Source organism: Comamonas sp. AG1104, from assembly GCF_003350425.1.
GTDB classification, from domain to species: domain Bacteria; phylum Pseudomonadota; class Gammaproteobacteria; order Burkholderiales; family Burkholderiaceae_C; genus Comamonas; species Comamonas testosteroni.
The window spans coordinates 342,660-366,936 of the sequence record NZ_QQAS01000005.1 but is presented as its reverse complement, the minus strand read 5'-3'; the positions used below and the strand labels follow the sequence as shown (position 1 = coordinate 366,936).

Sequence of the window (24,277 nt, the reverse complement as noted above, 5' to 3'; positions counted from 1 at the left end):
AAAGGATTCCCTGTGGCAGGACACAGCAAATGGGCCAACATCCAGCACCGCAAGGGTCGCCAGGATGAAAAACGTGGCCGCATCTGGACGCGCATCATTCGTGAAATCATGGTCGCAGCCCGTCAGGGTGGCGGCGATCTGAGTGCCAACCCGCGTCTGCGCCTGGCGGTGGACAAGGCCAAGGCCGCCAATATGCCGGCCGACAATATCAAGCGCAATATCGACAAGGCCACGGGCAACCTCGACGGCGTGACCTATGAGGAAATCCGTTACGAAGGCTATGGCATCGGCGGCGCGGCCATCATTGTGGACACAATGACGGACAATCGCGTACGTACGGTGGCCGATGTTCGCCATGCATTCAGCAAGTACGGTGGCAATATGGGCACCGAAGGCTCGGTGGCCTTCCAGTTCAAGCATGTGGGTCAGATCATGTTCGCCCCCGGCACGGACGAAGAAAAAGTCATGGAGATCGCTTTGGAGGCCGGTGCCGATGATGTGATCACCGATGACGAAGGTGGCATCGAGGTGCTGACGGCCCCCGGCGACTTTGAAGCCGTGCGTGATGCACTGCAGGCTGCCGGCTTTACCGCCGACATGGCCGAGGTGACCATGCGCCCCGAAAATACAATCGCTCTCGAAGGCGATGATGCAGCTCGCATGCAGAAGCTGCTGGACATGATTGAAGACTTGGATGACGTTCAGGACGTCTACCACAACGCAGAAATATGAAAATTCTTGTGATTGGCGGCGGTGGCCGTGAGCACGCTCTGGCGTGGAAGTTGGCCGAATCGCCCAAGGCGACCAAGGTCTATGTGGCTCCCGGTAACGGTGGCACTGCCCTGGCTGGCGGCAAGCTGGAGAACCTCAACATCACCGATGTGAAGGCTCTGCGCGAGTGGGCCCAGGCCGAAAAAATTGCCGTGACCGTGGTGGGGCCCGAGGCTCCGCTGGCGGCTGGCGTGGTCGATGAGTTTCGTGCCCACGGACTCAAGGTCTTCGGCCCGACCAAGACTGCAGCGCAGCTGGAGTCTTCCAAGGCCTTCTCCAAGGACTTCATGGCGCGCCACAGCATCCCCACTGCGCAATATGAAACCTTCACCGACGCCGTCGCGGCCCACGCCTATGTGGATCGCCTGGGCGCTCCCATCGTCATCAAGGCCGACGGCCTGGCTGCCGGCAAGGGAGTGGTGGTGGCCATGTCGCTGCAGGAAGCCCATGATGCCGTGGACTTCATGCTGGTGGACAACAAGTACGGTGTTCAGCACAACGAAGGCGGTGCACGCGTCGTGATCGAGGAGTTCCTCGAAGGCGAGGAAGCCAGCTTCATCGTGCTGTGCGACGGCAAGAACGTGCTGGCGCTGGCGACCAGCCAGGATCACAAGCGTCTGAAGGATGGCGACCAGGGCCCCAATACCGGCGGCATGGGCGCTTATTCGCCTGCGCCCGTGGTGACGGCCGATGTGCATGCCCGCGCCATGCGCGAGATCATCCTGCCCACCATCCGCGGCATGGAAAAAGACGGCGTGCCCTATACCGGCTTCCTGTACGCAGGTCTGATGATCGACAAGGTCGGCCATCTCAAGACGCTGGAATTCAACTGCCGCATGGGCGATCCGGAAACCCAGCCCATCATGATGCGTCTCAAGAGCGATCTGGTGGATGTCATGCTGGCAGCCTGCGAAGGCAAGCTCGATCAGCTGGAGTTGCAGTGGGACCGCCGTACCGCATTGGGCGTGGTCATGGCTGCTGCCGGCTATCCCGAAAACCCGCGCAAGGGCGATGTCATCACCGGCCTGCCTGCAGCAGCCGACGATGCCATGGTCTTCCATGCCGGCACCCAGCTGGGCGATGACGGCCAGCCTGTGACCAGCGGTGGTCGCGTGCTTTGCGTGACCGTGCTGGCCGACAGTGTCAAGCAGGCGCAGCAGAAGGTGTATGACGTGGCACGTGGCATCCATTTCGATGGTGCCCAGTATCGTCGCGACATCGGCTTCCGTGCCGTCAAGAAGGCCGACTGATGAACCAGACATCCTCATCTTCTGTGGCTGATCAGCTGCCTGCGGCCGAGGTGCGTGAGTACCTGGTGGGTCTGCAGAGCCGTATCACCGAGGCGCTGGAAGCGATCGAAGGCGAGGGTGGTGCGCGTTTTCTGGCAGACGCCTGGCACAAGGAACCGGGCGAAAAGCTGCAAGGCAACGGCGTCACCAAGATCATGGAGGGCGGGCGCGTGTTCGAGCGCGCAGGCTGCGGTTTCTCGCATGTGCGCGGGCCACAGCTGCCGCCTTCGGCCACACAGCACCGGCCTGAGCTGGCAGGGGCGCCGTTCGAGGCCATGGGCGTGTCGCTGGTGTTTCATCCGCGTAATCCCCTGGTGCCCACGGTGCACATGAATGTGCGCATGATCTCGGCCGGCCATGAGGGGCAGCCCAAGACCTGCTGGTTTGGCGGCGGCATGGATCTAACGCCGGTTTATGGCTTCGAAGAAGATGCCGTGCATTTCCATCAGACCTGCCGCGATGCACTGGCAGCGTTTGGCGAGCCGCTCTACCCGCGCTTCAAGCAGTGGTGCGACGAGTATTTCTTCCTCAAGCATCGCAACGAGCAGCGCGGCATTGGCGGCATCTTCTTCGATGATTTCAGCGAACTGGGTCAGCAGCAGAGCTTTGCCATGCTGCGCTCGGTGGGCGATGCCTTTCTGAAGGCCTATCTGCCTATCGTGGAGCGCCGCAAGAATTTGCCTTACACCCAGCAGCAGGTGGACTTTCAGCGATACCGCCGTGGGCGCTATGTGGAGTTCAACCTGGTCTGGGATCGCGGCACGCATTTCGGGCTGCAGTCCGGCGGCCGTACCGAATCCATTTTGCTGTCCATGCCGCCTCATGCGGACTGGAGCTATCAGCGCGAGGATGCACCGGGTACCCCTGAGCGTGATTTGCTGGATAAATTCCTGATTCGCCGCGACTGGCTGTAATCAGTCTGTTTCCTTGCCGGCAGCGCATAAAGCCCTGTCAGCAAGGAAATTTTTAGAAAACTATAATTTCCATAGCTGGATGCGCGCTATCGACTGGCGCGTCAACCTTTTTCAATGCGTGAAGAGCACGGGTCTTAGGGGCCTGAACGCAGACGCTAACCCAGCCCTGATACGGGTGTGGCGCAGCACACGCTATATTGATCCCATCATTTACTGATTCCATCGCCTGATGACCACCTCCACCAAATCGGATTCCGCAGCCAAGCGCGACGTCACCAAACTCCAGCGAGCCATTGTTGACGGCCTCGAAGACGTCAAGGCCCACGACATCCAGGTGTTCAACACCGAAGCACTGTCGCCGCTGTTCGAGCGCGTGATCGTGGCCTCGGGTACTTCCAACCGCCAGACCAAGGCACTTGCCTCCAGCGTGCGCGAAGCCGTCAAGGAAGCAGGGTTTCCCGTGCCCCGCCAGGAAGGTGAGCAAAACGGCGAATGGATCATCGTGGACTGCGGCTCGGTGGTCTGCCACATCATGCAGCCGGCCATCCGCCAGTACTACCGCCTGGAAGAAATCTGGGGCGAGACACCGGTGCGCATGAAGATCGGTGCCGCCAAGCCCAAGCCCGCCGAAGTGGCCGCCAAGAAGCTGGCTGCCAAGCTGGCCGTGGAAAAGGCAGCTGCGGAAAACACCGTGGTCGAGAAAAAGCCTGCCGCCAAGAAGGCTGCGGCCAAAAAGCCCGCCACCAAGACGGCTGCCGGTGCCAAGCCTGCAGCCAAGAAGCCTGCTGCCAAGTCCGCCGCTACCAAGACGGTCAAGACCGTGGTCGTCAAGCCCAGCACGCCCCGTACTGCCAAGCCGGTTGCGGCCAAACCCGCAGCCAAGCGTGCTCCCCGCGCCAAGGCCTAAATGAAGCTGACCATCGTGGCTGTAGGCCTGCATGTGCCCGACTGGGCGCAGACGGCCTACGACGATTATGCCAAGCGCTTTCCGCCCGAACTCAAGGTCGAACTCAAGGCCGTCAAGACCGAGCCGCGCGGCTCCAAGACGCTGGAGACCCTGTATGCGGCAGAGCGCAAGCGTATCGAAGCCGCCATCCCCAGGGGTACCCGCATCGTGGTGCTCGACGAGCGCGGCACCAATCTGACCACCAAGGCGCTGGCCCAGCGTCTCAAGGGCTGGCAGCTCGAGAGCGATGATGTGGCCCTGGTCATCGGCGGCCCCGACGGACTGGACCCCGAGTTCAAGGCCGCGGCACACGAGCGCATCCGTCTGTCCGACCTGACCTTGCCGCATGCCATGGTGCGCGTGCTGCTGATCGAGCAGCTCTACCGCGCCTGGTCGGTCAATGCCGGCCATCCCTACCACCGCGAATAAGCGCTTGTGACCGGACTCTGCGTGCAATTTCGCGCAGTGCGTGATACTATGATTTTGATAGCCTTTTGCGCTTTATATATGGGCGCTAGAGGCCATTTTTAATCAAAATCATGGCGCCATTTCTCTATCTTGCATCCCAAAGTCCCCGCCGTCGTCAGCTGCTGGAGCAGTTGGGCGTGGCGCATGAATTGCTGCTGCCCAATGCAGCGGGTGATATCGCCGAGGATGCCGAGGCCATAGAGGCCGAACTGGTCGGGGAAGACCCCCATGATTATGTGCAGCGCGTGACGGCCGGCAAGCTCGATGCAGCCGTGGCTCGCCATGCGCGGCGCGGTCTGCCGGCGGCCCCCATTCTGTGCTCCGACACCACCGTGGCACTGGGCAAGCAGATCCTGGGAAAGCCCACCGATGCCGAAGACGCGCGACGCATTCTGCGTCTGCTCTCCGGGGCCGAACATGAGGTGCTGACCGCCGTGGCGCTGCAAAGTGGCGGGCGGCGTCTGCAGGCCCTGTCGGTGTCCACCGTGCGCTTTGCGCACATGACCGAGGCACAGATCGATGCCTACGTGCTCACGGGCGAGCCCATGGGCAAGGCCGGTGCCTATGGCATACAGGGCAGGGCGGCCGCGCATATTGCAGAGATCCGCGGCAGCTATTCGGCCATCATGGGCCTGCCCGTTTACGAAACTGCCGAGCTTTTGCGCGAGCTGGGCTGGCCGCTCTGAACCTTTGGCGCAATCGACACTCTGTTCTTGAGGCTTCCCCAAGGGAAGGTCTGCATGGCAGCTGTCTTGCGCCAGCCATGCGCGCGTCGCACACTGGGCGCAGCAAAAGCCAGGACATATAAAGAAAGAACGACAGTCAATGCAGCAAGATATTCTGATCAACTGGTCGCCGCAGGAGACGCGGGTGGCGATTGTCGAGAATGGCGCCGTGCAGGAGCTGCACATGGAGCGCCCTCTGGAGCGGGGACTCGTAGGTAACATCTATCTGGGTAAGGTCTCGCGCGTGCTGCCCGGCATGCAGTCCGCCTTCATCGATATCGGCCTGGAGCGTGCGGCCTTTTTGCATGTGGCCGATGTCTGGCAGCGTCAGGAAAGCGGCGAAGCCCCGATGTTCGCGCGCAAGGACCAGCCGCTGACACCCATCGAAAAGCAGGTGTTCGAAGGCCAGTCCATCATGGTGCAGGTCATCAAGGACCCCATAGGCACCAAGGGCGCGCGCCTGTCCACGCAGATCAGCATTGCAGGGCGCCTGTTGGTGTTTCTGCCCCAGGACGACCATATCGGCATCTCCCAGAAAATCCCTCAGAACGAGCGCGACGCCTTGCGGACCCGCCTGCAGGAGCTGGTCGGCACCAAGGAGGGGGGCGGTGGCGGCGGGTTCATTCTGCGCACCAATGGCGAGGAATCCAGCGATGCCGAGCTGGCCGATGACATCCGTTATCTGCGCAAGACCTGGGCGCGCATCAAGGATGCGGCGCAGAAGCTGCCCGTGATGTCGGTGCTGCATCAGGACCTGAACCTGCTGCAGCGTGTGCTGCGAGACCTGGTCGGTGAGAACACCCAGAGCATTCGCATCGATTCGCGCGAGCAGTTTGCGCTGCTCAAGAGCTTTGGCCAGGAATACATGCCGGCGGCAGCACCCAAGCTGGCGCTGTATAAGGGCGAGCGGCCGATTTTCGACCTCTACAACATCGACGAGGAAATCGCGCGTGCGCTGGGGCGGCGTGTGGATCTGAAGTCGGGCGGCTATCTGATCGTCGATCAGACCGAAGCCCTGACCACCATCGATGTGAACACGGGCGGCTATGTCGGTGCGCGCAATTTTGACGACACCATCTTCAAGACCAACCTGGAAGCGGCGCACGCCATTGCGCGTCAGTTGCGGCTGCGCAATCTGGGCGGCATCGTCATCGTGGACTTCATCGACATGGTGCGCGAGGAGCATCAGGGCGAGGTGCTCTCCGAATTCCGCCGCCAGCTGGCGCGCGACCGCGTCAAGACCATGGCTGGCGGCTTCTCGCAACTGGGCCTGGTGGAGATGACGCGCAAGCGTACGCGCGAGTCGCTGGCCCATATGCTGTGCGAGCCCTGTGAAGCCTGCTCCGGCAAGGGCAACGTCAAGACCGCGCGCAGCATCTGCTACGAGGTGCTGCGTGAAATCCTGCGCGAAGCGCGCCAGTTCAACCCGCATGAGTTCCGCATCGTGGCATCCCCCAAGGTGGTGGAGATGTTCCTCGACGAGGAAAGCCAGCATCTGGCCAGCCTCTCCGACTTCATCGGCAAGCCGATCTCCCTGCAGGCCGAGACTGCGATGGCGCAGGAGCAATACGATATCGTGCTGCTGTGAGTGAGAGTGCATTCAGCGTCATTTGCTTCAGTAGATCCGCTACGACAGCTGCATCGATTACCTCGTTGCTTGTTAGGCAAATCGCACGTATCTGCATTGCGCAGCCGTAGCCCATGGCTTCACTTCCTGGGTTGCACAGATCGCTTATTCCACCCGAGGCGAGTATTTGCTCGCGTGAGCGATGGCCCCGGAGTCTGCCTGGCAACTGGCCCCGGTACGTTCTAGAGATTCAAAAAAATAGCGACTAGCGCTTTATTCATAAGCACCAGCCGCTATTTCCATGCATTTCATGAGTGGGCAGGGCGTTGCCGCCCCGCCTTCAGGTGCAGGATCAGAACAGCTCCATGGGCAATGCCATCACGCTGGCCGCACCGTTGATCACGGCATCGGCCTGGCCGGGCACGCGGGTCAGGATATGTTCGGCATAGAACTGTGCCGTGGCCAGCTTGGCCTGCATGAAGGCCGTGTCCTGGCCCTTGGCCAGAAGATCCTGCGCAGCCAGTACTGAGCGGCCCAGCTGCCAGCCGGCGACCAGATTGCCGGTGAGCATCAGATAGGGGACGCTTCCGGCATAGGCGGCATTGGGGTCGGCCTTGGCCTTGGCCACGATGAAGTCCACCACCTGCACAAAGGCCTCGCGGGCCTGGGCAAGATTCCTGGCAACCGCCTTGGCCGCGTCGGTGCCGCTGGCGATGAGGGCCGCCTCGGTCTTTTCGATCTGGGCGGCAATGGCCTTGGCGGTCTGGCCGCCATCACGCGCGGTCTTGCGGCCGACCAGGTCGTTGGCCTGGATGGCGGTCGTGCCTTCATAGATGGTCAGGATCTTGGCGTCGCGGTAGTACTGGGCGGCGCCGGTTTCCTCGATGAAGCCCATGCCGCCATGCACCTGCACGCCCAGGCTGGTGACTTCCAGGCTCATCTCGGTGCTGTAGCCCTTGACCAGCGGCACCATGAATTCATAGAAGGTCTGGTTGGCCTGGCGCACTTCGGCGTCCGGGTGGTGGTGGGCTGCATCGTAGGCGGCAGCAGCCGTGGTGGCCATGGCGCGGCAGCCTTCGTTGCTGGCACGCATGGTCATCAGCATGCGGCGCACATCGGGGTGGTGGATGATGGTGGCGCTGGCCTTGACCGAGCCGTCGACGGGGCGGCTTTGCACGCGCTCCTTGGCGTAGGCCACGGCGTGCTGGTAGGCCCGCTCGGCCACGGCCAGGCCCTGCAGGCCTACGGCATAGCGGGCGGCGTTCATCATGATGAACATGTATTCGAGACCGCGGTTTTCCTCGCCCACGAGGTAGCCGATGGCTCCTCCGTTGTCGCCAAATTGCAGCACAGCCGTGGGCGAGGCCTTGATGCCCATCTTGTGCTCGATGCTGACGCAGTGCACATCATTGCGCTTGCCCAAGGAGCCGTCCTGGTTCACGAGGAACTTGGGCACGACAAACAGGCTGATGCCCTTGACGCCTTCGGGCGCCCCCGCCACACGGGCCAGCACCAGGTGGACGATGTTGTCCGCCATATCGTGCTCGCCATAGGTGATGAAGATCTTGGTGCCGAAGACCTTGTAGCTGCCGTCGCCCTGAGGCTCGGCCCTGGTGCGTACCAGGGCCAGGTCGGAGCCGGCCTGGGGCTCGGTCAGGTTCATGGTGCCGGTCCACTCGCCGGTGACCAGCTTTTCCAGGTAGGTGGACTTGAGCTCGTCGCTGCCCGCAGTCAGCAGTGCCTCGATGGCGCCGTCGGTCAGCAGAGGGCATAGCGCAAAGCTCAGGTTGGCGCTGTTGAGCATCTCGATGCAGGCCGCGCCAATGGTCTTGGGCAGGCCCTGGCCGCCGAAGTCGGCAGGATGCTGCAGACCCTGCCAGCCGCCTTCGGCGTACTGCTTGAAGGCATCGGCGAAGCCGGGAGTCGTCGTGACCACACCATCCTTGAAGGAAGAGGGGTTGAGGTCGCCGGGAACATTCAGGGGAGCGACCACGCCTTCGCAAAGCTTGGCGCATTCTTCGAGAACGGCCTGTGCGGTTTCCAGCCCCGCATCTTCAAAGCCGGGAATCTGGGCGACCTGCTCGATCTGGGCCAGGTGCTCCATGTCGAACAGCATGTCTTTGATGGGCGCTTTGTAGGTCATCGTCTCTGTTTCCTTGAATACTGGCCCGGCTGGCTGCCAGGCCTGGGTTGTGCCTTGGATTGTTGGGGATGTTGCCTGCCACGGATGGCAGGGGCTTCCCTCGACTTCATGTCTGGTGCCTGGCAAGACTGCCAGGTCCTCGCATTGGTTTGACGTTTACGTAAACGGAATGATTCTAGGGGTTGTGACGGGCTTGCCGCAGTCGCAGACGCGCAATATGGTGGCCAACGCTTGCGGCAAGCTTTCAATCAAATAGAAACTTTGCAGTTAACTTTTTGTTCTCGGTATTTACCCGTGGTGTCGCGTAAAGACAAGAGAGCGGCGCTCTCGGGAAATGTCCTGGGGACGAACTCCCATAAATTCAGTCCAGTCTGAACGGAGGAATACCAAGGATATGGCTTAAGTCATTGATTCGTATTGCTTCTGTTCGAGGTGAGGCCGTGTGTCGTATCACCTTTCGATTGGTATCTGACTGGGAGTTTGTATGGCTAAAGTAATCCGTTATCACGAAGTTGGCGGCCCCGAGGTGTTGCGACAGGAGGAAATTGAAGTCGGCCAACCCGGTCCAGGTCAGGTCCGCCTCAAGCAAGGCGCTGTGGCCCTGAACTTTGCCGATACCTATTTCCGCTCCGGTCTGTATCCCGCTCCTTTACCCGCGGGCGTGGGCAGCGAGGCTTGCGGCACGATCACGGCCGTGGGCGACGGCGTGACGGATTTCAAGGTGGGCGACCGCGTGACCTATACCGGCGCACTGAACACCATCGGCGCTTACGCCACGGAGCGCCTGATTTCTGCTGCCCCCCTGATCCGTCTGCCTGACAACATCAGCTTCGAAACCGCAGCAGCCATCACCATGCGTGGACTGACGGCGGCTTATCTGATGCGCCGCATCTGGGACTTCAAGAAGGGCGACACCATCTTGCTGCATGCTGCAGCTGGTGGCGTGGGCCTGCTGGTGTCGCAGTGGGCAAAGCTGGAAGGCCTGAACGTGATCGGCACCGTCTCCAGCGATGCCAAGGCCGAAGTGGCCAAGGCCAACGGCTGTGTTCACACCATCAACTACAGCCATGAAGACGTGGCCAAGCGCGTGCGTGAGCTGACGGACGGCGTGGGTGTGAATGCCGTTTTCGACAGCGTGGGCAAGGACACTTTCGAGGGCTCGCTCAACAGCCTGAAGGTGCGCGGGCTGATGGTCTGTCTGGGTACGGCTTCGGGCTCCATTGCGCCGTTCAACCCGCAGATTCTGGCCGGCAAAGGCTCGCTCTTCCTGACCCGTCCTGCATCGGCGCATTACATCGCCGACCCTCTGGAGCGTGCAGAGCTGGCCAACGAGCTGTTCGCCCATGTGGCCGAAGGCCGTATAAAGGTGGACATCAGCAAGCGCTATGCGCTGGAAGACGCCGTGCAGGCTCACCGCGACCTGGAAGCCCGCAAGATTGTGGGATCGGCCATCTTCACGCTCTGAGATACCGAAGGCAGCACCTCGGTATGAAAAGGGCTGAGCCATTCAGCCCTTTTTGCATCAATCCCGGTGATTGCCCAAAGAAATAAATGCCATGACTCAAAGCTCTGCTGCAACGACATTGCAGGTCGACTTTTCGCTGGACCTGATCTGCCCCTGGTGCTGGATCGGTCTGCGCAATCTGCTGGCCGCCCGTGAGATGCTGCTGGCCAGATATCCCGACCAGCAGCTTGCAATCCATTGGCATGCAGACACTCTGCTGCCCCAGATCCCGGAGCATGGAGTGCCTTACCAGGCCTTCTACGAAGCCCGGCTGGGCGGCCCCAGGGCCGTGGAGGTTCGCCGTGCCCAGGTGCGCTCGGCGGCCCGCGCGGCGGGCCTGCAGATCAATCATGCGCTGATTGAAACCTTCCCCAGCACGCGTCTGGTCTGTGCGTTGGTCAACTACGCCCAGACTCTGCTCGATGGCGAATCCATGATCCGCTTTGTGGAGTCCATCTTTGCCGCTTACTTTGTGCAGGGCCGCGATATCGGCTCGGTCATGGTGCTGCAGCAGCTGGCGCACTCGGCAGCACTGGACTGGAACCCTTCCCGCTTTGATGCGCTGCGCTACCAAAGCGAGGCGGGCCATGCCGGTGGCGTGCCGCATATGGTGTTCAACCAGCGCCTGCAGGTGACGGGCGCTGTGGCGCCCGCAGAGCTGCTGCGCGCCATGGAGCATGCCCGTGTTGCCGGCAGTATCTTTGCCTGATACCGCATTGCTGGCCGCTGGCGCCGTGCGGGATTTGCCGCCGGGCGGACGAAAGCTGGTCTTCACCCCTGGTGGCCAGAGCATCTTGCTGCTGAATGTCGAAGGCGAGTTCTATGCCTTGGAGAACAGCTGCCCGCATGCGGGTGCCTCCATGGCCGGCGGCAACTGCGATGCCCATGTGCTGAGCTGCCCCGCGCATGGACTCAGGTTCGATATCCGCAGCGGCAGGTGCACGGCATCGCCGCAGATGACGATTCCTCTCTACGAAGTTCTTGTCAGAGAGGGGCTGCTCTGGCTCAAACCGCCTGACAACTGCTGCTGAACCATTGAGCGTTGATGTGCAATGAAAAAGGCCCGCAGATTTTCTCTGCGGGCCTTTTTCTATGGTTTCAGGATGGATGTCCTCTGGCCGGCAACCGGCAACCAGCAAGCGCCGGTTGCCATGGAATGGGCTCAGAAGGTGTGGCGAATGCCGATGTCAAAGCCCGAAGCATTGCCGCCTGCGACCGGAATCGGGCCTTGCAGCGCGCCCGTGGCCACCGGCAGGTTGATGCTGCCGCGGTTGTCCACATAGGCATAGGTGCCGTAGAGTGCGGTGCGTTTGGAGAGGTTGTGCACATAGCCCACGGCGTACTTGTTGGAGCTGCTGCCGCTGTTGTCATTGCGGTTCAGGCGCATGAAGCTCATGGGAATGTTGCCGTTGCCGACCTTCCAGATGGCACCCAACTGCCAGTAGCGTACATGGTCGGCATTGTCCAGACCTGCCAGGCGGTTGCCGGTGCGGTGATCGGCAGCCAGAACCATGAGGCGGTGGCCCTCCCAGAGGTAGGAGGCGGCGGCATTGATCTGCCTGTAATCGTCGGCGGCACGGTTCTTGGTGGTCGTGATGGCGACGGCTGCATCCCAGTTATCACCTCCATAACCCAGGCGTGCACCATAGACGCGGCCGTCCTGGCGGTTGGGGCCGGCATCGTTTTCGCCGAATGCCGTCATCAATTGATAGAACAGGCCCTTGCAGCTGGAGCTGGAGCAGCCGGGCGAGAGGTAGCCAATGCTGTTCGACGCGCGAAATCCGGTCACCGTCGTGCCGTGCAGCACATGCAGGCTCATGCCTACGCCCAGGCGAAAGGGGTCGTAGTTGAACATGTTCCAGAAGGCGGGCACATAGTCGCGACCCAGACGTACCTCGCCCCATTGCTTGCTCTGCAGATAGACCAGGGACTTGCGGTTGAAGCTCAGGCCGTTGCCGCTGCCGGCCCCCGAAGGCTGGTTGTTGGTGTTGGAGGCCTGGCCGGTACCGTTGTCGGTATTGAGGCCCGCTTCCAGATCAAAGCCGGCGGCCAGGCCGCTGCCGAGATCTTCACGGCCCCGAAAGCCCAGGCGGCTGGCCTGATTGCCGCTGGAGGTCAGCATCTGACGCGAGCCTGCGCCCGCACCGCGGTAGTTGGATACGGCCATATCGACCACGCCGTAGACCTGCACAGACGATTGTGCCGAGGCCGCCAGCGGCGCCAGCGTGCATGCGAGAGCGCCCAGCGTATTGAAAGCCATTTTTCTTGTAGTCATTCATGTCTCCTTGAACCGTTGAAAAAGATGCCTGATGGCAAACCGACGAAAAACGCAGCAGGGCAAAGCCGGACCCGGACCCGGGCCTGGGGATGGGTTGAAGGCGCAGGCAAGTCCCGGCTCGAATCCCGCAAAAGGGCTTGAGCCGGGTGCAGCCGACCACGGTGCCAAGGGGGTACCGGGCAGAGGTCTTGAATAAGATAGGGAATGGAGCCGCTTGAGAGCAACTGCTCAAAGACCCGGGGCTCAGTTTTCGGGCTTGTAGCCTATGGACTTGAGCAGGGCTTCCTGCTTGCGGCTGGCCTCTTTGAGCTCGGCTGTCAGTTCTGCGGTGGTAAGGGGCTGGCCGGGCTCCATGCCCAGCGCAGCGAGCTGTTTGAGCACGGGCTCCTTGCGGAAATGTGCCAGCGCCACATCACGCAGTTTTTGCTGGATGGCGGCCGGGGTTTGCGGGTGGGACCACAGGGCGAACCAGCCTGGTTTGGACAACTGGGGGTAGCCCAGCTCCGTGAACGTCGGCACGTCGGGCAGGGCTTGCAGGCGGCTCGGGTAGACGGCGGCCAGTGCCTTGATCTTGCCGCTGCGAATCAGGGGCAGCGAAGTGGTGACGCCATCGAACATCACCGGGACATGGCCGCCCATGAGGTCCACCAGCGCAGGGGGCGAGCCCTTGTAGCCCACATGGCGCATATTGATCTTGGCCAACTGGCCCAGCAGCATGCCCGAGGTGTGACCCTTCAGGCCCGTGGCGTAGGAGGCAAAGTCCACGCCGTCGCGTTGCTGTCTGGCGTAGCTGATGAATTCGGGCAGGGTCTGGAACGGCAGATCCTTGTTGGCGACCATGACCAGGCCAGTGCGTGTTAGCTGGGCCAGCGGAGTCAGGTCCTTGAACGGGTCGAAACTGACTTTCTGGGCCAGGGGCGCCTCGCTCAGTGCTCCGTCCTGAATCACCAAAAAGGTGTAGCCGCTTTTGCCATGGGACTTGAGGTCCTGGATGCCGATGGCCCCCGAGGCACCGGCCTTGGATTCCACGATCACTGGCTGCTTGAGCTCTTGCTGCATGCCCTCTGCCAGCAGACGGGCCAGGGTGTCGGCCGTGCCGCCAGCAGGCCCGGTGACGATCAGGCGTATGGGCCTGGTCGGCCAGTCTGCGCTTTGCTCGGCCTGCGCGGGTAATGCCAGGCTGGCGGCCACGGCCATGACGGCCAGGCCTAATTTGCGGCGCAGTGCGCTGGCTGTCGCGGCGCGAGAGTCAGCCGTGTCCACTGAATTGCGCGAGGCGGGTGTCGTTGCCTTCATTGCTTGTCTCCTTCAATGGGGAGGTCTGGCTCCCCATCAGCGCGCACCTTTTATATATTGTGGGTGGCTGCGCATTCATCGTGATGGTCGTCGGGCGGCTCAGGCCGTTGGCTCGGGCTGTCGGGCTTCGATCCGAGCCTGCAAATCCTCGATCAGCTGTTTTGCCTGCGGCCAGGGGCCATGGCCCGAGGCCGGGTTCAGGTGGCCCTGGGGGCCCAGCTCCACCAGCTCGCTCCCCCAGTCGCGCGCAAAGCCGCGCGCGCGCTCCAACTGGGTCAGCGGGTCGTTGCTGCTGGCCGCCAGCAGTGTGGGAAACGGCAGGCGCTGGCGTGGGATGGGCGTCCAGCCGTGGGCTGCCAGCACATCCTTGGAGGGGTAGCCGGCAGGCATCTGGGTTTCCACATCTGCGGGGGCCGCAAGCAAGGCTCCGAGAATGGGGCGGGCTCGGCGCAGCGCCCAGTGCGCGACCATCATGCAGCCGGCGCTGTGCGCCACGATGATGACGGGGCCGTCGATGCTGTCCAGTGCACGGTCGATCGCGTCCAGGCGGGCCTGGCAGCTGAGCTTGTCCTGCTCCAGCGGTGGCACGGTGACGCAGGGGACGGACTGCGCAGTCAGCTCCTTGGCCAGCAGCGTCTGCCAGTGCTCTTCGACATGGTCACGCAGGCCGGGGATGATGAGAATCGTGTGGTTCAAGGTCATCTTCTGTCTCCTGGCTCAGTCCGTGGGGCCGCCGATGATGGCGGTGCGTTCCATCTTGCGGTGGCAGGGCTGGTAGTCCATCACTGCGTAGTGCTGGGTGGAGCGGTTGTCCCAGAAGGCTACGCTGTTCCTGCTCCATTTGAAGCGCACCTGGTACTCGGGAATCATGGCCTGGCTGGTCAGGTAATTGAGCAGTTGCGAGGAGCCGGGCGATTTGTCCAGCCCGAAGCGCACATTGGCGGGGGTGTTGTAGTTGGTGAAATGGGTGGTGAAGCTGCTGTTGACGAACAGAATCTTCTCGCCGGTTTCAGGGTGGATGCGGACCACGGGGTGCTCGGCATCGGGGTATTGGGCCTTGAGTGCCAGGCGTTTTTCGATAGGCATGACGGCACCAAAGCTGGCTTCGATGCTGTGGCGGGCACGCAGGTGCTCGATCTTGACCTTGATGTCGGCTGGCAGGTTCTCATAGGCCATCACCATGTTCACCCACATGGTGTCGCCGCCCACGGGCGGGCACTCAACGCAGCGCAGCACGCAGCCCATGGGGGGCTGCTCGCGCCAGGTGGCGTCGGTGTGCCAGGAGTTCTCGTTCCGGTCCAGAGGGCTGTCGGGGGTCTTGTAGATCTGCACCAGGCCGGGGTGCTCGGGGTGGCTGCCCACCACCGGGTGATCTTCCAGTTGGCCAAACTTGCGTGCAAACGCCACATGCTCGGCGCGTGTGATGTCCTGGTCGCGGAAAAAGATCACGCGGTGCCTGAGCAGCGCCTGGCGGATCTCGGCCATCAGGCCTTCGTCCTCGGCGGCCGCACCCAGATGAACGTTGGACAGCTCCGCACCGATGGAGCAGGTCAGAGGATTGACTTTCACAGAGCGGGTCAAAGAGCTGGAGCGGATAAGGGCGGGTGCTGCGCCAACCTCGTTTTTCATTGGGAAGTCTCCTTATAGAATCAATGTCGCCAGTGTGAAAACTCCCCTCGATCGGCGCTTGTCATTACATGACTGGTGCTTTGCAATTAGTGCCAAGTTAGTGAAACCCCATGGCCTCTCTCGTTCGCGCAGCCTGCTTGACCAATTACGCCGAAGTCGCCCAGGCTTCGGGGCTGAATGGCACGCGCATGCTGCTCGATGCCGGCCTGAGCCCCGGTGTGCTCGACGAGCCGGATCTGATGATCCCGGTGGACAAAGTGGGGCGTTTGCTGCAGGCCTCGGCCACGCAGTCGGGCAATGAGAGCTTTGGTCTGTGCATGGCGCGCTCGCGCCTGCTGTCCAATATGGGGCCGGTGGGTCTGCTGATTCGCGATCAGGCAACGCTGCGCGATTCGCTGAACCTGCTGGTGCGTCATCTGGCCCTGCTCAACGGCGCCATGACGCTTGAGCTCGATGAGCAGGCCGACACGGTGCTGATCCGTGAGCTGTTGCTGGCCGGCCGTGCCCATGAGCCTACGCGCCAGCGCGTGGAGCTGGCACTGGGCGTGATGGTGCGCGCCATTCGGCAGCTCATCGGGCGTGACTGGCAGCCTCGCATGGTTTGTTTCGAGCACGCCGCGCCCAAGGACCTGAGCATGCATCACCTGATGTTCGGCCCGCGCGTGGAGTTCAATCAGGAGTTCAACTGCATTGTCTGCGCCAAGGCCGATCTCGATACGCGCAACGAGTTTGCCGACCCTGCCATGGTGCGCTATGCCCAGAAGCTGCTGGAGTCCGTGGCGCCCATGAGCGAGGAAGCGGTGCTGGACGATATGCGTCGCACCATCTTGCTGCTGTTGCCCAGCGGGCGCTGCAGCATTGAGAAGGTCAGCGAGCACCTGGGTGTGGTGCCACGCACCATTCAGCGCCGGCTGACGGAAAAGGGTCAGAGCTTTTCCTCGCTGATGAACGATATCCGCAAGGAGCTGGCCGTGCGCTATGTGTTTGAGAGCAACCGCTCTCTGACGGAAGTGGCCGAGCTGCTGGGCTTTACGGCCCCCAGCAGTTTTTCGCGCTGGTATCAGAGCCAGTTTGGCTGCAGCGCCAAGGACAGCCGTGCCAAGGCGCAGACCGAAGGCACAGGCGGCGCATAAAAAAGCGGGCCGCAGGGGCCCGCCAAACACACTACCAAAGTGCCGCCCTCGGGGTGAGGGCGGCTACGCCAGCGTCCTTCAGTTGCTGGCGATTCTGAGCTTGCTCAGAATTTTGCGGTTCTGCTCCACCGTGTTTAGCATTTTTTGTTGCAGCTCCGTCATCGTGCCGGGCTGGGGAGCGTCAAAGCCCTGGGTTTTGAGCTGTGCCTGGAACTTGGCCGATTGAGTCACCTTGTCCATTTCCTGGCGCACCTTCTGGATCAGGGCCGGGGGCGTGCTGCTGAGCACGAACAGTCCCACACTGGCATCGGGCAGTACAAAGTCGGGCATGTTCTGCTCGGCAAAGCTGGGCACGTCGGGCAAAAGGCGCGAGCGGTTGGGCGAGACCACGCCCAGGGCCTTGACCTTGCCGGCCTTGACCAGCGGGGCTGCATTGGTCACCACTTCAAAGGTCAGCTGCACCTGATTGCCGATCAGATCGACGATGGCAGGGGCCGAGCCTTTGTAGGGCACGGCAGTGATCTTGCCGCCGCTTTTCTTGCTCAGCAGCTCGCCCAGCATGTCGGAGCGGGTGCCGGGGCTCAGGTTGGCGATATTGATCGGGCTGCTGCTCTTTTGCGCATAGTCCAGCACCTCCTGAATCCTGTTGGGCGGGAAGCTGTTGTTGGCCACCAGCATATGCACCATGGAGGCCACATCCGAGACATAGGTGAAGGTCTTGTGCACATCGAAGGGCGTCTTGACGGTGAGAGGAAAGTCGGTCCAGATGCTGGAGGGCGCAATCATCAGCGTGTGCCAGTCGGCAGGTGCATTCATCACGGCGCGCTCGGCTATCACGGCCGATCCGCCGGGTTTGTTGTCGACGACCACGGGCTGGCCCAGATTGGTCTGCAGATGATCGGCCACCAGGCGCGCCACACCATCGGTGATGCCACCTGGAGGCGCAGGAACGACGATGCGTATGGGCTTGCTGGGCCAGGTGGGAGCCGGGGTCTGGGCCTGCGCCGCCATGGCGGCCAGCAGGCCGGTACAAAGCACGGCGGCGCAGCAGCGCAGGTTTTGAACCATGCTGCGCCTATGTTGCTTGCGTGATGGCGTGGCGGGTTCTGCGAAATTCACGGCGCTTGTCATGGAGGTCTCCTGTCGTTTTGTCATGGGGTCTGGCATTCGTCAAGCTGCCGATCTCGCCCTTGGCAGAGTGCAGATACGGCGCCGAATCGGCTGGCATGTCCTTGCGTTGAATGCAGCAATTCATGATGGAGGCCCGCAAGTGCGGTGACTTGGCGTTTCATGCCTGCGACTTCGCATTTGATGACTGCGGTACCCCGCACTTACCCGATGCGGGCGATGCCGTTCTCAGGCTGCGGCAGCTTGAGCCTGCGGCCCGCAAAGCTCTTGGCGCAGCTTTGCTGCCTGTCTCGCTTTCAGGCGTGGCTTGCCGGCCTTGTCGCGTTTGAGAAAGCGCGTGTCTTGAAATGCAAAGTGGCATCTCACATGGCATTTGATACTGGCCTCACGCATCGGCAATGGCCTGAAATCGGCTGATGCAGTTTGTCCAGATACTGATTTCCCGCACTCAAACCGGAGACAACAACCATGAACTTTCTCGACGGTCACCTGTACCCCGAAAACCAGCAGCCGCTGATCATCACTGCGGCTCCCTACGCTCCGGGCTGGATTCCCTCGGACTTCCCCGAGGACATCCCCATCACCATGGAAGAGCAGATCCAGAAGGCTGTGGACTGCTATGAGGCCGGTGCCACCGTGCTGCACCTGCATGTGCGTGAAGACGATGGCAAGGGCAGCAAGCGCCTGTCCAAGTTCAACGAGCTGATCGCCGGCGTGCGCGAGCGTGTGCCCGAAATGATCATTCAGGTGGGCGGCTCCATCAGCTTTGCGCCTGAAGGCCCGGACGGCCAGGCCAAGTGGCTCTCCGACGACACCCGCCACATGCTGGCCGAGCTGACTCCCGTGCCCGACCAGGTGACAGTGACCGTCAACACCACGCAGATGAACGTGACCGAGCATGCCGGCGAAGACGACTTCCGCGGTGTCTCGCGCGGCTTCCCGCATCTGCACAAGACCTACAAGGACATGATTGTTCCTTCGAACCCCAGCTTCGTCGAAGAACATATCCGCCGCCTGTCCGAAAAGGGCATCCAGAGCGCCTTCCAGGTCTACAACATCAACAGTTTCGAGACCATCGAGCGCATGATTCGCCGCGGCGTCTACAAGGGCCCGCTGGTCATGAACTGGGTCGCCATCAGCGGCGGCATGGACCAGGCCAATATCTACAACCTGGCCAATATGCTGCGCGCCGTGCCCGACAACGCCATCGTGACGGTGGAAAGCTCGGTGCTGAACGTGCTGCCCATCAACATGATCGGCATGGCCCTGGGGCTGCATGTGCGCTGCGGTATCGAAGACGTGCTGTGGAACCAGACCCGCACGGGCAAGATGAGCACCGTGGAGCAGATCAGGCAGCTGGTGCGCATTGCGGGCGAGTTCGGTCGCCCGATTGCCACGGCCCAGCAGGCCCGCGAGATCAAGCAGATCGGCGTGTTCTACGAAACCGCCGACGAAACCCTGGCCAGGAACGGCTTCGCGCCCAACCGCAAGGGCGCCAACCAGGGCTTTCTGCGCAAGCCCATGGACGCTGTGGCCTGAGTCTCAAAGCCCAGGTGACTGGGATCGGCTCATCAGCCAAGGGCTAGCCGCTGTGCGCTTGTCACGCTTGCCTGGTGGATGCGTGGCCAGGCGCCTGGCCCCGCCGACTTCCTTGAGAAGTCGGCTTTTTTATTTTTCTGGATTCAAGCTCGCAGATAAAGGTCTTCGCCGCGCACATTGCGCTCCTGCAGGATTTCTCCGGCCGCCTGCAGCTCGTCCAGATGCTGGGAGATGCTGCGCTTCTCGGCCCCCAGCACCCAGGGCGCATCAAAGCCTTGCGGGTAGAGCAGGCGCTGCTCCACCATCTGCGAGAGCGTCAGGGGCCGCTGCGCCAGCCATTCGAGAATGCGTGCACCGCGCTCGTCAATGACAGCAGCAAAGCGCTTGAGGTCTCGCAGAAACGTCTCGCGCTCGGTGTAAATGCCTTTGTGGTGAGAGGTCACCCAGATCCTGGCATCGATCTCGGGCAGCCGTTCCAGGCTGCGGCGAAAGTCCGCCAGACAGGAGCAGGCGTCGCCGTAATAGGGCCCGAAGCCCGTCAGGTCGATATCGCCGATAAAGGCAACACCCTCGGGCTCGATCAGCAGCACGCTGTGGCCCGTCGTATGGCCCGGCATATGAATGGCGCGAATCTGCGACTGGCCCAGCTTCCAGACGGCTCCATCTTCGTAGCCCCTGGCATCGGGTCTGGGGGCGTAGAAGAATTCGCTCTCCAGCTTGCTGCGCATGATGTCGGCCTGCGCCGAATCGGCCCAGCCAAAGGTGGCAACCAGGCCCTCCCAGCTTTGCAAGGCCGCTAGATCGCCGACGTGAGCAAAGACCTGTGCATCTGGCAGGCGGTGCAGGCCGGCCATATGGTCCTCATGCACATGACCCATCACCACCAGCTCGGCGGCATCGAACTCGGCCCCGATATGGTTGGCCACGATAGGCGTATCCAGCGCTGCCAGCGTATCGCTGCCGCGAATCATGATCTGGTTGCCGTCCGGATACTTGCCACCCTTGGCGCCGCGAAACACCGTCACGCGGCCGAACTGGTGGCGCTGTATGTCTGTCTGGGCTGTGTCGATGGGATGCGTCATGGTCTGAGTGGAGGAAAGTGAAGCCGGCTTCTGCGAAGATTAAGACCTTGGATGTATTTGCGCTGTCACCACAGCGCTTTGAAAGACGAGTCGGAGATGACCCAACAAGACAAACAGGCTCAGGAAAGCCATCTGATCGAGCACTCCATCAAAAGCGAGCTGGTGCACCAGGGCAGTTTTCTGCAGGTCAGGCTCGATACCGTGCGCCTGCCCCATGGCGGTCAGGCCACGCGCGAGTATGTGGTGCACCCCGGCGCCGTGGTGGTGATAGGCCTGCTCGACGATGGCCGCGTGCTGCTGGAGCGGCAGTTTCGCTACCCCGTGGGCCGGGTCATGACGGAGTTTCCCGCTGGCAAGCTCGATGCGGGCGAGCTGCCGCTGATCTGCGCCCAGCGCGAGCTGCTGGAGGAGACCGGCTACAGCGCGCGCGAATGGGCCTATGCCGGCCCCATGCATCTGGCGATCGGCTACTCCGACGAAGTCATTCACATCTTCTTTGCACGCGGCCTGACTGCGGGCGAGCGCCATCTCGATGCCGACGAGTTTCTCGATGTCTGCAGCATGACGCCTGCCGAGCTGCTGGACGGCGTGCGTAGCGGCCAGGTCACCGATGCCAAGACCTTGAGCTGTTGCCTGTGGCTGCAGAATGTGCAAAGCGGTGTCTGGTCTCTGGAGTGGAAACCGGCTTGATTTTTTGATAGCTGCTTGCGCACGTTCAATAAGGATTTCAGCTATAAAAGTGCCTGAAATTCATGTTGGTCGTGCACTGGCTGCTTCTTTTTTTGGATTGCCTGATGCCCATCAGTGTTTGTCGTCGGGTGGCGACAGGCGCTGCATGACCTTCCTATAAACTGCATGTCATGCACCATGGCGTACCACCTCTATTTGAAGGTTGCAGTCTGAAGCGGTGTTCAGGAGTGTTTCATGGAATCGTCAGAGCTTGAGGATGACAGCGTTTTCGAGAGTGCGGCCGAGCTGTTCAAAGCCATGGCTGCACCCATGCGGCTGAAGATCATCAGCGCGCTGTGCAACGGAGAGAAAAACGTCTCCGAACTGCTGGCTTCCATAGACACGACCCAGCCCAATATGTCTCAGCACCTGAACACGCTGTACCAGTCCGGCATTCTGGGCCGCAGGCGCGAAGGGGTCAGCATCTACTACTTCATCGCCAACGAGAAGGTCGTCCATATGTGCCGCACCATCTGCGTGCAGATTGCCATTGAACAGAACTGATGGCTTGATCCCCAAAAAAAGAAAAGGCGCACCAGGCGCCTTTTTTCATGCCCGCTTCGGGCTCAGGGCTTGAGATAGACAAAGCCCTCTTTGGCCTGCAGGCGTGCCACTTCGGCCACACCGGAGGGGACGACCGAGGCTTCCATCAGCAGGCTGGAGGCCTCGAGCTTGCGCGTTTGCAGCGTGTTGTTGCAGACCTTGAACTCCACGCCGCGCCCCACCAGTGCGCTGACCTGGCCGCTGAACTCGCGGCCCTTGCTGTCCTTGGCATTGTTCAGCAAAAATTCTATGCCGGGCCCATGGGTGACCACCACGATCTTGTCGGTGGGCGAGGCGTTGAGTTCGTTATTGATATTGGCGAGTATGGCGGCCGCCGTTTCCACGCCGGTGTTGACGTGATAGACCACTTTCACATCCTGAGCGGCGGCAATCGCCGTACACAGGGCAAAGCTCAGGGCAACAAGTTGGCGCTTCATCGAAGGTCTCCTGTGGTGTCTGCGGGCATCAGGGAAGATGCTGCTGGTTAAATATTGCCACTTGCTTATATTAACGATGACGCAAACATTCAAAAATAGGGCAAGCGCTAGTGGCGACATGCATGCATGACGCGCTGCCCATGCAAGGGAGACAAAGCCATGACAAGCTGGGCAGGGGCTGCGCTGAGGAGCTTTGTTTGGGCCGCGATCGCAGCGACAGGGGCGGCGGCTGCGCATGATGCAGCACATGAGGAGGCTCCCGCGCTGAACGGTCCCGTGGCGGGCACTCCCGTGGCGGCCAGTGCCCCCGTGATGGAGCTGCAACAGGTGGCGGCCAATGTGTTTTTTGTGCAGGGTGTATCGGCGCTGGGCAGTGCGGCCAATCGCAACTTCATCTCCAATGCCGGCTTTGTCATCACCGCAGACAGCGTGGTCGTGATCGATGCGCTGGGCTCGCCTGCACTGGCCGAGGAGCTGGTGCAGAAAATTCGCACGCTGACGCCCAAGCCCATCAGCCATGTGCTGCTGACCCACTATCACGCCGACCACATCTATGGCCTGCAGGTGTTCGAGGCCTTGGGCGCAAAAATCGTGGCCCATGCCCAGGCACGTGAATACATCAACTCCGAGACCGCGCATCTGCGGCTCGAGGCTTCGCGCAAGGATCTGGCCCCCTGGGTCGACCAGGGCACGCGCCTGGTGCCGGCGAATCAATGGGTGTCGGGCGACAGCTCCACGCTGAAGGTGGGGGGCGTGGACTTTGTGCTGCAGCACATGGGGCCCTCGCATACGCCGGAGGATACGGCGATCTTCCTGCCGCAAAGCGGTGTGCTGTTCATTGGCGATGTGGTGTTTCGCAACCGCATTCCCTATGTAGGCCAGGCCGACAGCCGGCACTGGATTGAGGCGCTGGACGAGTTGCTCAAGCTGCCTGTGAAGGTCATGGTGCCGGGCCACGGCCCGGCCTCCGAGCAACCGCGCCGGGACATGCAGCTGACGCGTGACTATCTGCACTATCTGCGCGAGGCCATGGGCAAGGCCGCAGCCAATCTCGACCCGTTTGACGAGGCCTACCAGGCGACGGACTGGTCCAGGTTCTCGGCCTACCCGCTGTTCAAGGAAGCCAATCGCATGAATGCCTACAACACCTTCTTGCTGATGGAGCAGGAAAAGCCGTGACGGCCATGGCCCGCTTCTTTCATGCCCGCAGAAGACTGTGCTTGCAGCTGCTGCTGGCGGGCGCGGGCCCTGCGTGGGCGGCGCTCGATGCTTCGGAGCGTCTGCTGCCCACCAGCCAGAGCCTGCAGCATGACCTGGCCTTGGCGCTGGCTGGCAAGCAACCGCTGGTGGTGATGGCAAGCCTGCATGGCTGCCCGTATTGCAAGCTGGTGCGCGAGCATTATCTGCTGGCGCTGCAGCGCTCCGGGGCCTTGGTGACCCAGATTCATTTTCTGTCGCGTGAGGCTTTGCAGGACTGGGATGGCGTGGCGACCACGCATGGCGACATGGTCAGGCAACTGGGCATCGAGGTTGCGCCGACCGTGCTCTTCTATGGAGCCGCTCACAAGGAGGTGGCCGAGCGCTTGAGCGGCAGCTCCATCCCCGACTTCTATGGCGCTTATCTGGATGAGCGCATGCAGACGGCCCGCGCAGCGGTGCAGGGGCGCTGAGCCTCGTTGTTCCTCTTCAGGAATAACGAGGGTTAGCGCGGGATTTCAAATTCGGCATCCTGGTCGATACTTTAAATAACAACATGCTTATATATAAATATAAGGAGACCAAGCGATGAAGACTGCATCCTGGCTGGGTGGCTTGACGGTGCTGCTGGGGCTGGCTGTTCCTGCACTGGCGCAGGCAGATCAGGCGCTGGCGCAGAAGAACGCCTGCATGGCCTGCCATGCGGCAGACAAGAAACTGGTAGGCCCGGCGTTCCAGGACGTGGCCAGGAAATATGGGGCCCAGGCCGATGCACAGGCCTATCTGGCCAAAAGCATCAAGGCCGGCGGCTCCGGCAAATGGGGGCCGGTGCCCATGCCCGCCCAGCCCGCACTCAGCGATGCCGACACCCAGACACTGGCGGCCTGGATTCTCAAGGGTTTCAAATGACACAGGCGCCTCACGCTTTCCCGGCAAGCACCACCAGCGATCAAAGAGAG

25 protein-coding genes are annotated in these 24,277 nt (G+C 61.7%); 17 read left to right on the top strand and 8 right to left on the bottom strand.

The annotated features are described in order from the left end of the window. Positions 1-12: 12 nt before the first annotated feature. The 7 genes from DFO48_RS16370 to rng all read left to right on the top strand — a co-directional run bounded on the left by DFO48_RS16370 (position 13) and on the right by rng (position 6,701). Positions 13-732: a YebC/PmpR family DNA-binding transcriptional regulator gene (locus DFO48_RS16370; RefSeq protein WP_003075618.1), complete on the top strand. Its 720-nt coding sequence runs from the start codon at positions 13-15 to the stop codon at positions 730-732. Further along, positions 729-2,021 carry a phosphoribosylamine--glycine ligase gene (gene purD, locus DFO48_RS16365; RefSeq protein WP_003075619.1) on the top strand — a complete coding sequence of 431 codons (1,293 nt, stop codon included), beginning with the start codon at positions 729-731 and terminating at the stop codon, positions 2,019-2,021. The genes DFO48_RS16370 and purD overlap by 4 nt, the downstream gene beginning before the upstream one ends. Then, positions 2,021-2,974: an oxygen-dependent coproporphyrinogen oxidase gene (gene hemF / locus DFO48_RS16360; protein WP_114864096.1), complete on the top strand. Its 954-nt coding sequence runs from the start codon at positions 2,021-2,023 to the stop codon at positions 2,972-2,974. Before purD ends, hemF begins: the two co-directional genes overlap by 1 nt. 229 nt (positions 2,975-3,203) lie before the next feature. Then, positions 3,204-3,881, top strand: a complete 678-nt coding sequence (gene rsfS / locus DFO48_RS16355; protein WP_114864095.1) for a ribosome silencing factor — start codon at positions 3,204-3,206, stop codon at positions 3,879-3,881. Continuing rightward, positions 3,882-4,349 (top strand): 23S rRNA (pseudouridine(1915)-N(3))-methyltransferase RlmH, encoded by a 468-nt coding sequence (gene rlmH, locus DFO48_RS16350; RefSeq protein WP_003053899.1) that lies wholly within the window; start codon positions 3,882-3,884, stop codon positions 4,347-4,349. Positions 4,350-4,459: 110 nt separating this feature from the next. After that, positions 4,460-5,074 carry a nucleoside triphosphate pyrophosphatase gene (locus tag DFO48_RS16345; RefSeq protein ID WP_114864094.1) on the top strand — a complete coding sequence of 205 codons (615 nt, stop codon included), beginning with the start codon at positions 4,460-4,462 and terminating at the stop codon, positions 5,072-5,074. 139 nt (positions 5,075-5,213) lie between these two features. Beyond that, on the top strand, positions 5,214-6,701 hold the full coding sequence (gene rng, locus DFO48_RS16340; protein ID WP_114864093.1) for a ribonuclease G: 1,488 nt from the start codon (positions 5,214-5,216) through the stop codon (positions 6,699-6,701). A 331-nt stretch (positions 6,702-7,032) separates the two neighbouring features. On the opposite strand, the gene DFO48_RS16335 is transcribed toward rng, so the two are convergent. Continuing rightward, positions 7,033-8,823 (bottom strand): acyl-CoA dehydrogenase, encoded by a 1,791-nt coding sequence (locus tag DFO48_RS16335; RefSeq protein ID WP_114864092.1) that lies wholly within the window; start codon positions 8,821-8,823, stop codon positions 7,033-7,035. 484 nt (positions 8,824-9,307) lie between these two features. Between DFO48_RS16335 and DFO48_RS16330 the strand changes: the two genes are divergently transcribed. From DFO48_RS16330 to DFO48_RS16320, 3 genes are all read left to right on the top strand, one after another. Continuing rightward, positions 9,308-10,288 (top strand): quinone oxidoreductase, encoded by a 981-nt coding sequence (locus DFO48_RS16330; RefSeq protein ID WP_114864091.1) that lies wholly within the window; start codon positions 9,308-9,310, stop codon positions 10,286-10,288. Positions 10,289-10,379: 91 nt separating this feature from the next. After that, positions 10,380-11,036 carry a DsbA family protein gene (locus DFO48_RS16325; protein ID WP_114864090.1) on the top strand — a complete coding sequence of 219 codons (657 nt, stop codon included), beginning with the start codon at positions 10,380-10,382 and terminating at the stop codon, positions 11,034-11,036. After that, positions 11,005-11,358 carry a Rieske (2Fe-2S) protein gene (locus tag DFO48_RS16320; RefSeq protein ID WP_114864089.1) on the top strand — a complete coding sequence of 118 codons (354 nt, stop codon included), beginning with the start codon at positions 11,005-11,007 and terminating at the stop codon, positions 11,356-11,358. The genes DFO48_RS16325 and DFO48_RS16320 overlap by 32 nt, the downstream gene beginning before the upstream one ends. Positions 11,359-11,489: 131 nt before the next feature. Here DFO48_RS16320 and DFO48_RS16315 read toward each other — a convergent pair whose 3' ends face one another. From DFO48_RS16315 to DFO48_RS16300, 4 genes are all read right to left on the bottom strand, one after another. After that, a complete protein-coding gene (locus DFO48_RS16315; RefSeq protein WP_233506422.1) occupies positions 11,490-12,602 on the bottom strand; it encodes a porin in 1,113 nt (370 codons plus the stop codon). Positions 12,603-12,848: 246 nt separating this feature from the next. Beyond that, positions 12,849-13,901 (bottom strand): tripartite tricarboxylate transporter substrate binding protein, encoded by a 1,053-nt coding sequence (locus tag DFO48_RS16310; protein ID WP_003075653.1) that lies wholly within the window; start codon positions 13,899-13,901, stop codon positions 12,849-12,851. 99 nt (positions 13,902-14,000) lie between these two features. Beyond that, positions 14,001-14,603, bottom strand: a complete 603-nt coding sequence (locus DFO48_RS16305) for an alpha/beta hydrolase (protein ID WP_114864087.1) — start codon at positions 14,601-14,603, stop codon at positions 14,001-14,003. A gap of 15 nt (positions 14,604-14,618) precedes the next feature. Further along, positions 14,619-15,530: a TauD/TfdA family dioxygenase gene (locus DFO48_RS16300; RefSeq protein WP_114864086.1), complete on the bottom strand. Its 912-nt coding sequence runs from the start codon at positions 15,528-15,530 to the stop codon at positions 14,619-14,621. A 110-nt stretch (positions 15,531-15,640) separates the two neighbouring features. Here DFO48_RS16300 and DFO48_RS16295 point away from each other — a divergent pair, with 110 nt between their 5' ends. Next, a complete protein-coding gene (locus DFO48_RS16295) occupies positions 15,641-16,663 on the top strand; it encodes an AraC family transcriptional regulator (RefSeq protein ID WP_114864085.1) in 1,023 nt (340 codons plus the stop codon). A gap of 78 nt (positions 16,664-16,741) precedes the next feature. On the opposite strand, the gene DFO48_RS16290 is transcribed toward DFO48_RS16295, so the two are convergent. Further along, the gene (locus DFO48_RS16290) at positions 16,742-17,794 is read right to left on the bottom strand and encodes a tripartite tricarboxylate transporter substrate binding protein (RefSeq protein ID WP_233506421.1); all 1,053 of its coding nucleotides are present in this window, start codon (positions 17,792-17,794) and stop codon (positions 16,742-16,744) included. 465 nt (positions 17,795-18,259) lie between these two features. Between DFO48_RS16290 and DFO48_RS16280 the strand changes: the two genes are divergently transcribed. Further along, a complete protein-coding gene (locus DFO48_RS16280) occupies positions 18,260-19,330 on the top strand; it encodes a 3-keto-5-aminohexanoate cleavage protein (RefSeq protein WP_114864084.1) in 1,071 nt (356 codons plus the stop codon). A gap of 143 nt (positions 19,331-19,473) precedes the next feature. On the opposite strand, the gene DFO48_RS16275 is transcribed toward DFO48_RS16280, so the two are convergent. Continuing rightward, the gene (locus tag DFO48_RS16275; protein ID WP_114864083.1) at positions 19,474-20,412 is read right to left on the bottom strand and encodes an MBL fold metallo-hydrolase; all 939 of its coding nucleotides are present in this window, start codon (positions 20,410-20,412) and stop codon (positions 19,474-19,476) included. A 96-nt stretch (positions 20,413-20,508) separates the two neighbouring features. Here DFO48_RS16275 and DFO48_RS16270 point away from each other — a divergent pair, with 96 nt between their 5' ends. Together DFO48_RS16270 and DFO48_RS16265 are read left to right on the top strand one after the other, a co-directional pair. Further along, positions 20,509-21,102 carry an NUDIX domain-containing protein gene (locus tag DFO48_RS16270; protein ID WP_199407011.1) on the top strand — a complete coding sequence of 198 codons (594 nt, stop codon included), beginning with the start codon at positions 20,509-20,511 and terminating at the stop codon, positions 21,100-21,102. Between the two features lie 234 nt (positions 21,103-21,336). Further along, entirely contained in the window at positions 21,337-21,645 is a 309-nt protein-coding gene (locus tag DFO48_RS16265) for a metalloregulator ArsR/SmtB family transcription factor (protein WP_003053925.1), read from the top strand. Positions 21,646-21,707: 62 nt separating this feature from the next. On the opposite strand, the gene DFO48_RS16260 is transcribed toward DFO48_RS16265, so the two are convergent. Continuing rightward, entirely contained in the window at positions 21,708-22,121 is a 414-nt protein-coding gene (locus tag DFO48_RS16260; protein ID WP_114864081.1) for a DsrE family protein, read from the bottom strand. Between the two features lie 159 nt (positions 22,122-22,280). Between DFO48_RS16260 and DFO48_RS16255 the strand changes: the two genes are divergently transcribed. The 3 genes from DFO48_RS16255 (at position 22,281) to DFO48_RS16245 (ending at position 24,227) form a co-directional block, all read left to right on the top strand. Beyond that, the gene (locus tag DFO48_RS16255; protein ID WP_114864259.1) at positions 22,281-23,300 is read left to right on the top strand and encodes an MBL fold metallo-hydrolase; all 1,020 of its coding nucleotides are present in this window, start codon (positions 22,281-22,283) and stop codon (positions 23,298-23,300) included. A gap of 5 nt (positions 23,301-23,305) precedes the next feature. Then, positions 23,306-23,791, top strand: a complete 486-nt coding sequence (locus tag DFO48_RS16250; protein WP_114864258.1) for a thioredoxin fold domain-containing protein — start codon at positions 23,306-23,308, stop codon at positions 23,789-23,791. Positions 23,792-23,906: 115 nt separating this feature from the next. After that, positions 23,907-24,227, top strand: a complete 321-nt coding sequence (locus tag DFO48_RS16245) for a c-type cytochrome (protein ID WP_114864080.1) — start codon at positions 23,907-23,909, stop codon at positions 24,225-24,227. Positions 24,228-24,277: the final 50 nt, after the last annotated feature.

Coding starts and splice junctions, on each gene's coding strand:
- purD (WP_003075619.1), top strand. CDS start 729: ATGAAAATTCTTGTGATTGGCGGCGGTGGCCGTGAGCACGCTCTGGCG.
- hemF (WP_114864096.1), top strand. CDS start 2,021: ATGAACCAGACATCCTCATCTTCTGTGGCTGATCAGCTGCCTGCGGCC.
- rsfS (WP_114864095.1), top strand. CDS start 3,204: ATGACCACCTCCACCAAATCGGATTCCGCAGCCAAGCGCGACGTCACC.
- rlmH (WP_003053899.1), top strand. CDS start 3,882: ATGAAGCTGACCATCGTGGCTGTAGGCCTGCATGTGCCCGACTGGGCG.
- DFO48_RS16345 (WP_114864094.1), top strand. CDS start 4,460: ATGGCGCCATTTCTCTATCTTGCATCCCAAAGTCCCCGCCGTCGTCAG.
- rng (WP_114864093.1), top strand. CDS start 5,214: ATGCAGCAAGATATTCTGATCAACTGGTCGCCGCAGGAGACGCGGGTG.
- DFO48_RS16335 (WP_114864092.1), bottom strand. CDS start 8,823: ATGACCTACAAAGCGCCCATCAAAGACATGCTGTTCGACATGGAGCAC.
- DFO48_RS16330 (WP_114864091.1), top strand. CDS start 9,308: ATGGCTAAAGTAATCCGTTATCACGAAGTTGGCGGCCCCGAGGTGTTG.
- DFO48_RS16325 (WP_114864090.1), top strand. CDS start 10,380: ATGACTCAAAGCTCTGCTGCAACGACATTGCAGGTCGACTTTTCGCTG.
- DFO48_RS16320 (WP_114864089.1), top strand. CDS start 11,005: ATGCCCGTGTTGCCGGCAGTATCTTTGCCTGATACCGCATTGCTGGCC.
- DFO48_RS16315 (WP_233506422.1), bottom strand. CDS start 12,602: ATGACTACAAGAAAAATGGCTTTCAATACGCTGGGCGCTCTCGCATGC.
- DFO48_RS16310 (WP_003075653.1), bottom strand. CDS start 13,901: ATGAAGGCAACGACACCCGCCTCGCGCAATTCAGTGGACACGGCTGAC.
- DFO48_RS16305 (WP_114864087.1), bottom strand. CDS start 14,603: ATGACCTTGAACCACACGATTCTCATCATCCCCGGCCTGCGTGACCAT.
- DFO48_RS16300 (WP_114864086.1), bottom strand. CDS start 15,530: ATGAAAAACGAGGTTGGCGCAGCACCCGCCCTTATCCGCTCCAGCTCT.
- DFO48_RS16295 (WP_114864085.1), top strand. CDS start 15,641: ATGGCCTCTCTCGTTCGCGCAGCCTGCTTGACCAATTACGCCGAAGTC.
- DFO48_RS16290 (WP_233506421.1), bottom strand. CDS start 17,794: ATGACAAGCGCCGTGAATTTCGCAGAACCCGCCACGCCATCACGCAAG.
- DFO48_RS16280 (WP_114864084.1), top strand. CDS start 18,260: ATGAACTTTCTCGACGGTCACCTGTACCCCGAAAACCAGCAGCCGCTG.
- DFO48_RS16275 (WP_114864083.1), bottom strand. CDS start 20,412: ATGACGCATCCCATCGACACAGCCCAGACAGACATACAGCGCCACCAG.
- DFO48_RS16270 (WP_199407011.1), top strand. CDS start 20,509: ATGACCCAACAAGACAAACAGGCTCAGGAAAGCCATCTGATCGAGCAC.
- DFO48_RS16265 (WP_003053925.1), top strand. CDS start 21,337: ATGGAATCGTCAGAGCTTGAGGATGACAGCGTTTTCGAGAGTGCGGCC.
- DFO48_RS16260 (WP_114864081.1), bottom strand. CDS start 22,121: ATGAAGCGCCAACTTGTTGCCCTGAGCTTTGCCCTGTGTACGGCGATT.
- DFO48_RS16255 (WP_114864259.1), top strand. CDS start 22,281: ATGACAAGCTGGGCAGGGGCTGCGCTGAGGAGCTTTGTTTGGGCCGCG.
- DFO48_RS16250 (WP_114864258.1), top strand. CDS start 23,306: ATGGCCCGCTTCTTTCATGCCCGCAGAAGACTGTGCTTGCAGCTGCTG.
- DFO48_RS16245 (WP_114864080.1), top strand. CDS start 23,907: ATGAAGACTGCATCCTGGCTGGGTGGCTTGACGGTGCTGCTGGGGCTG.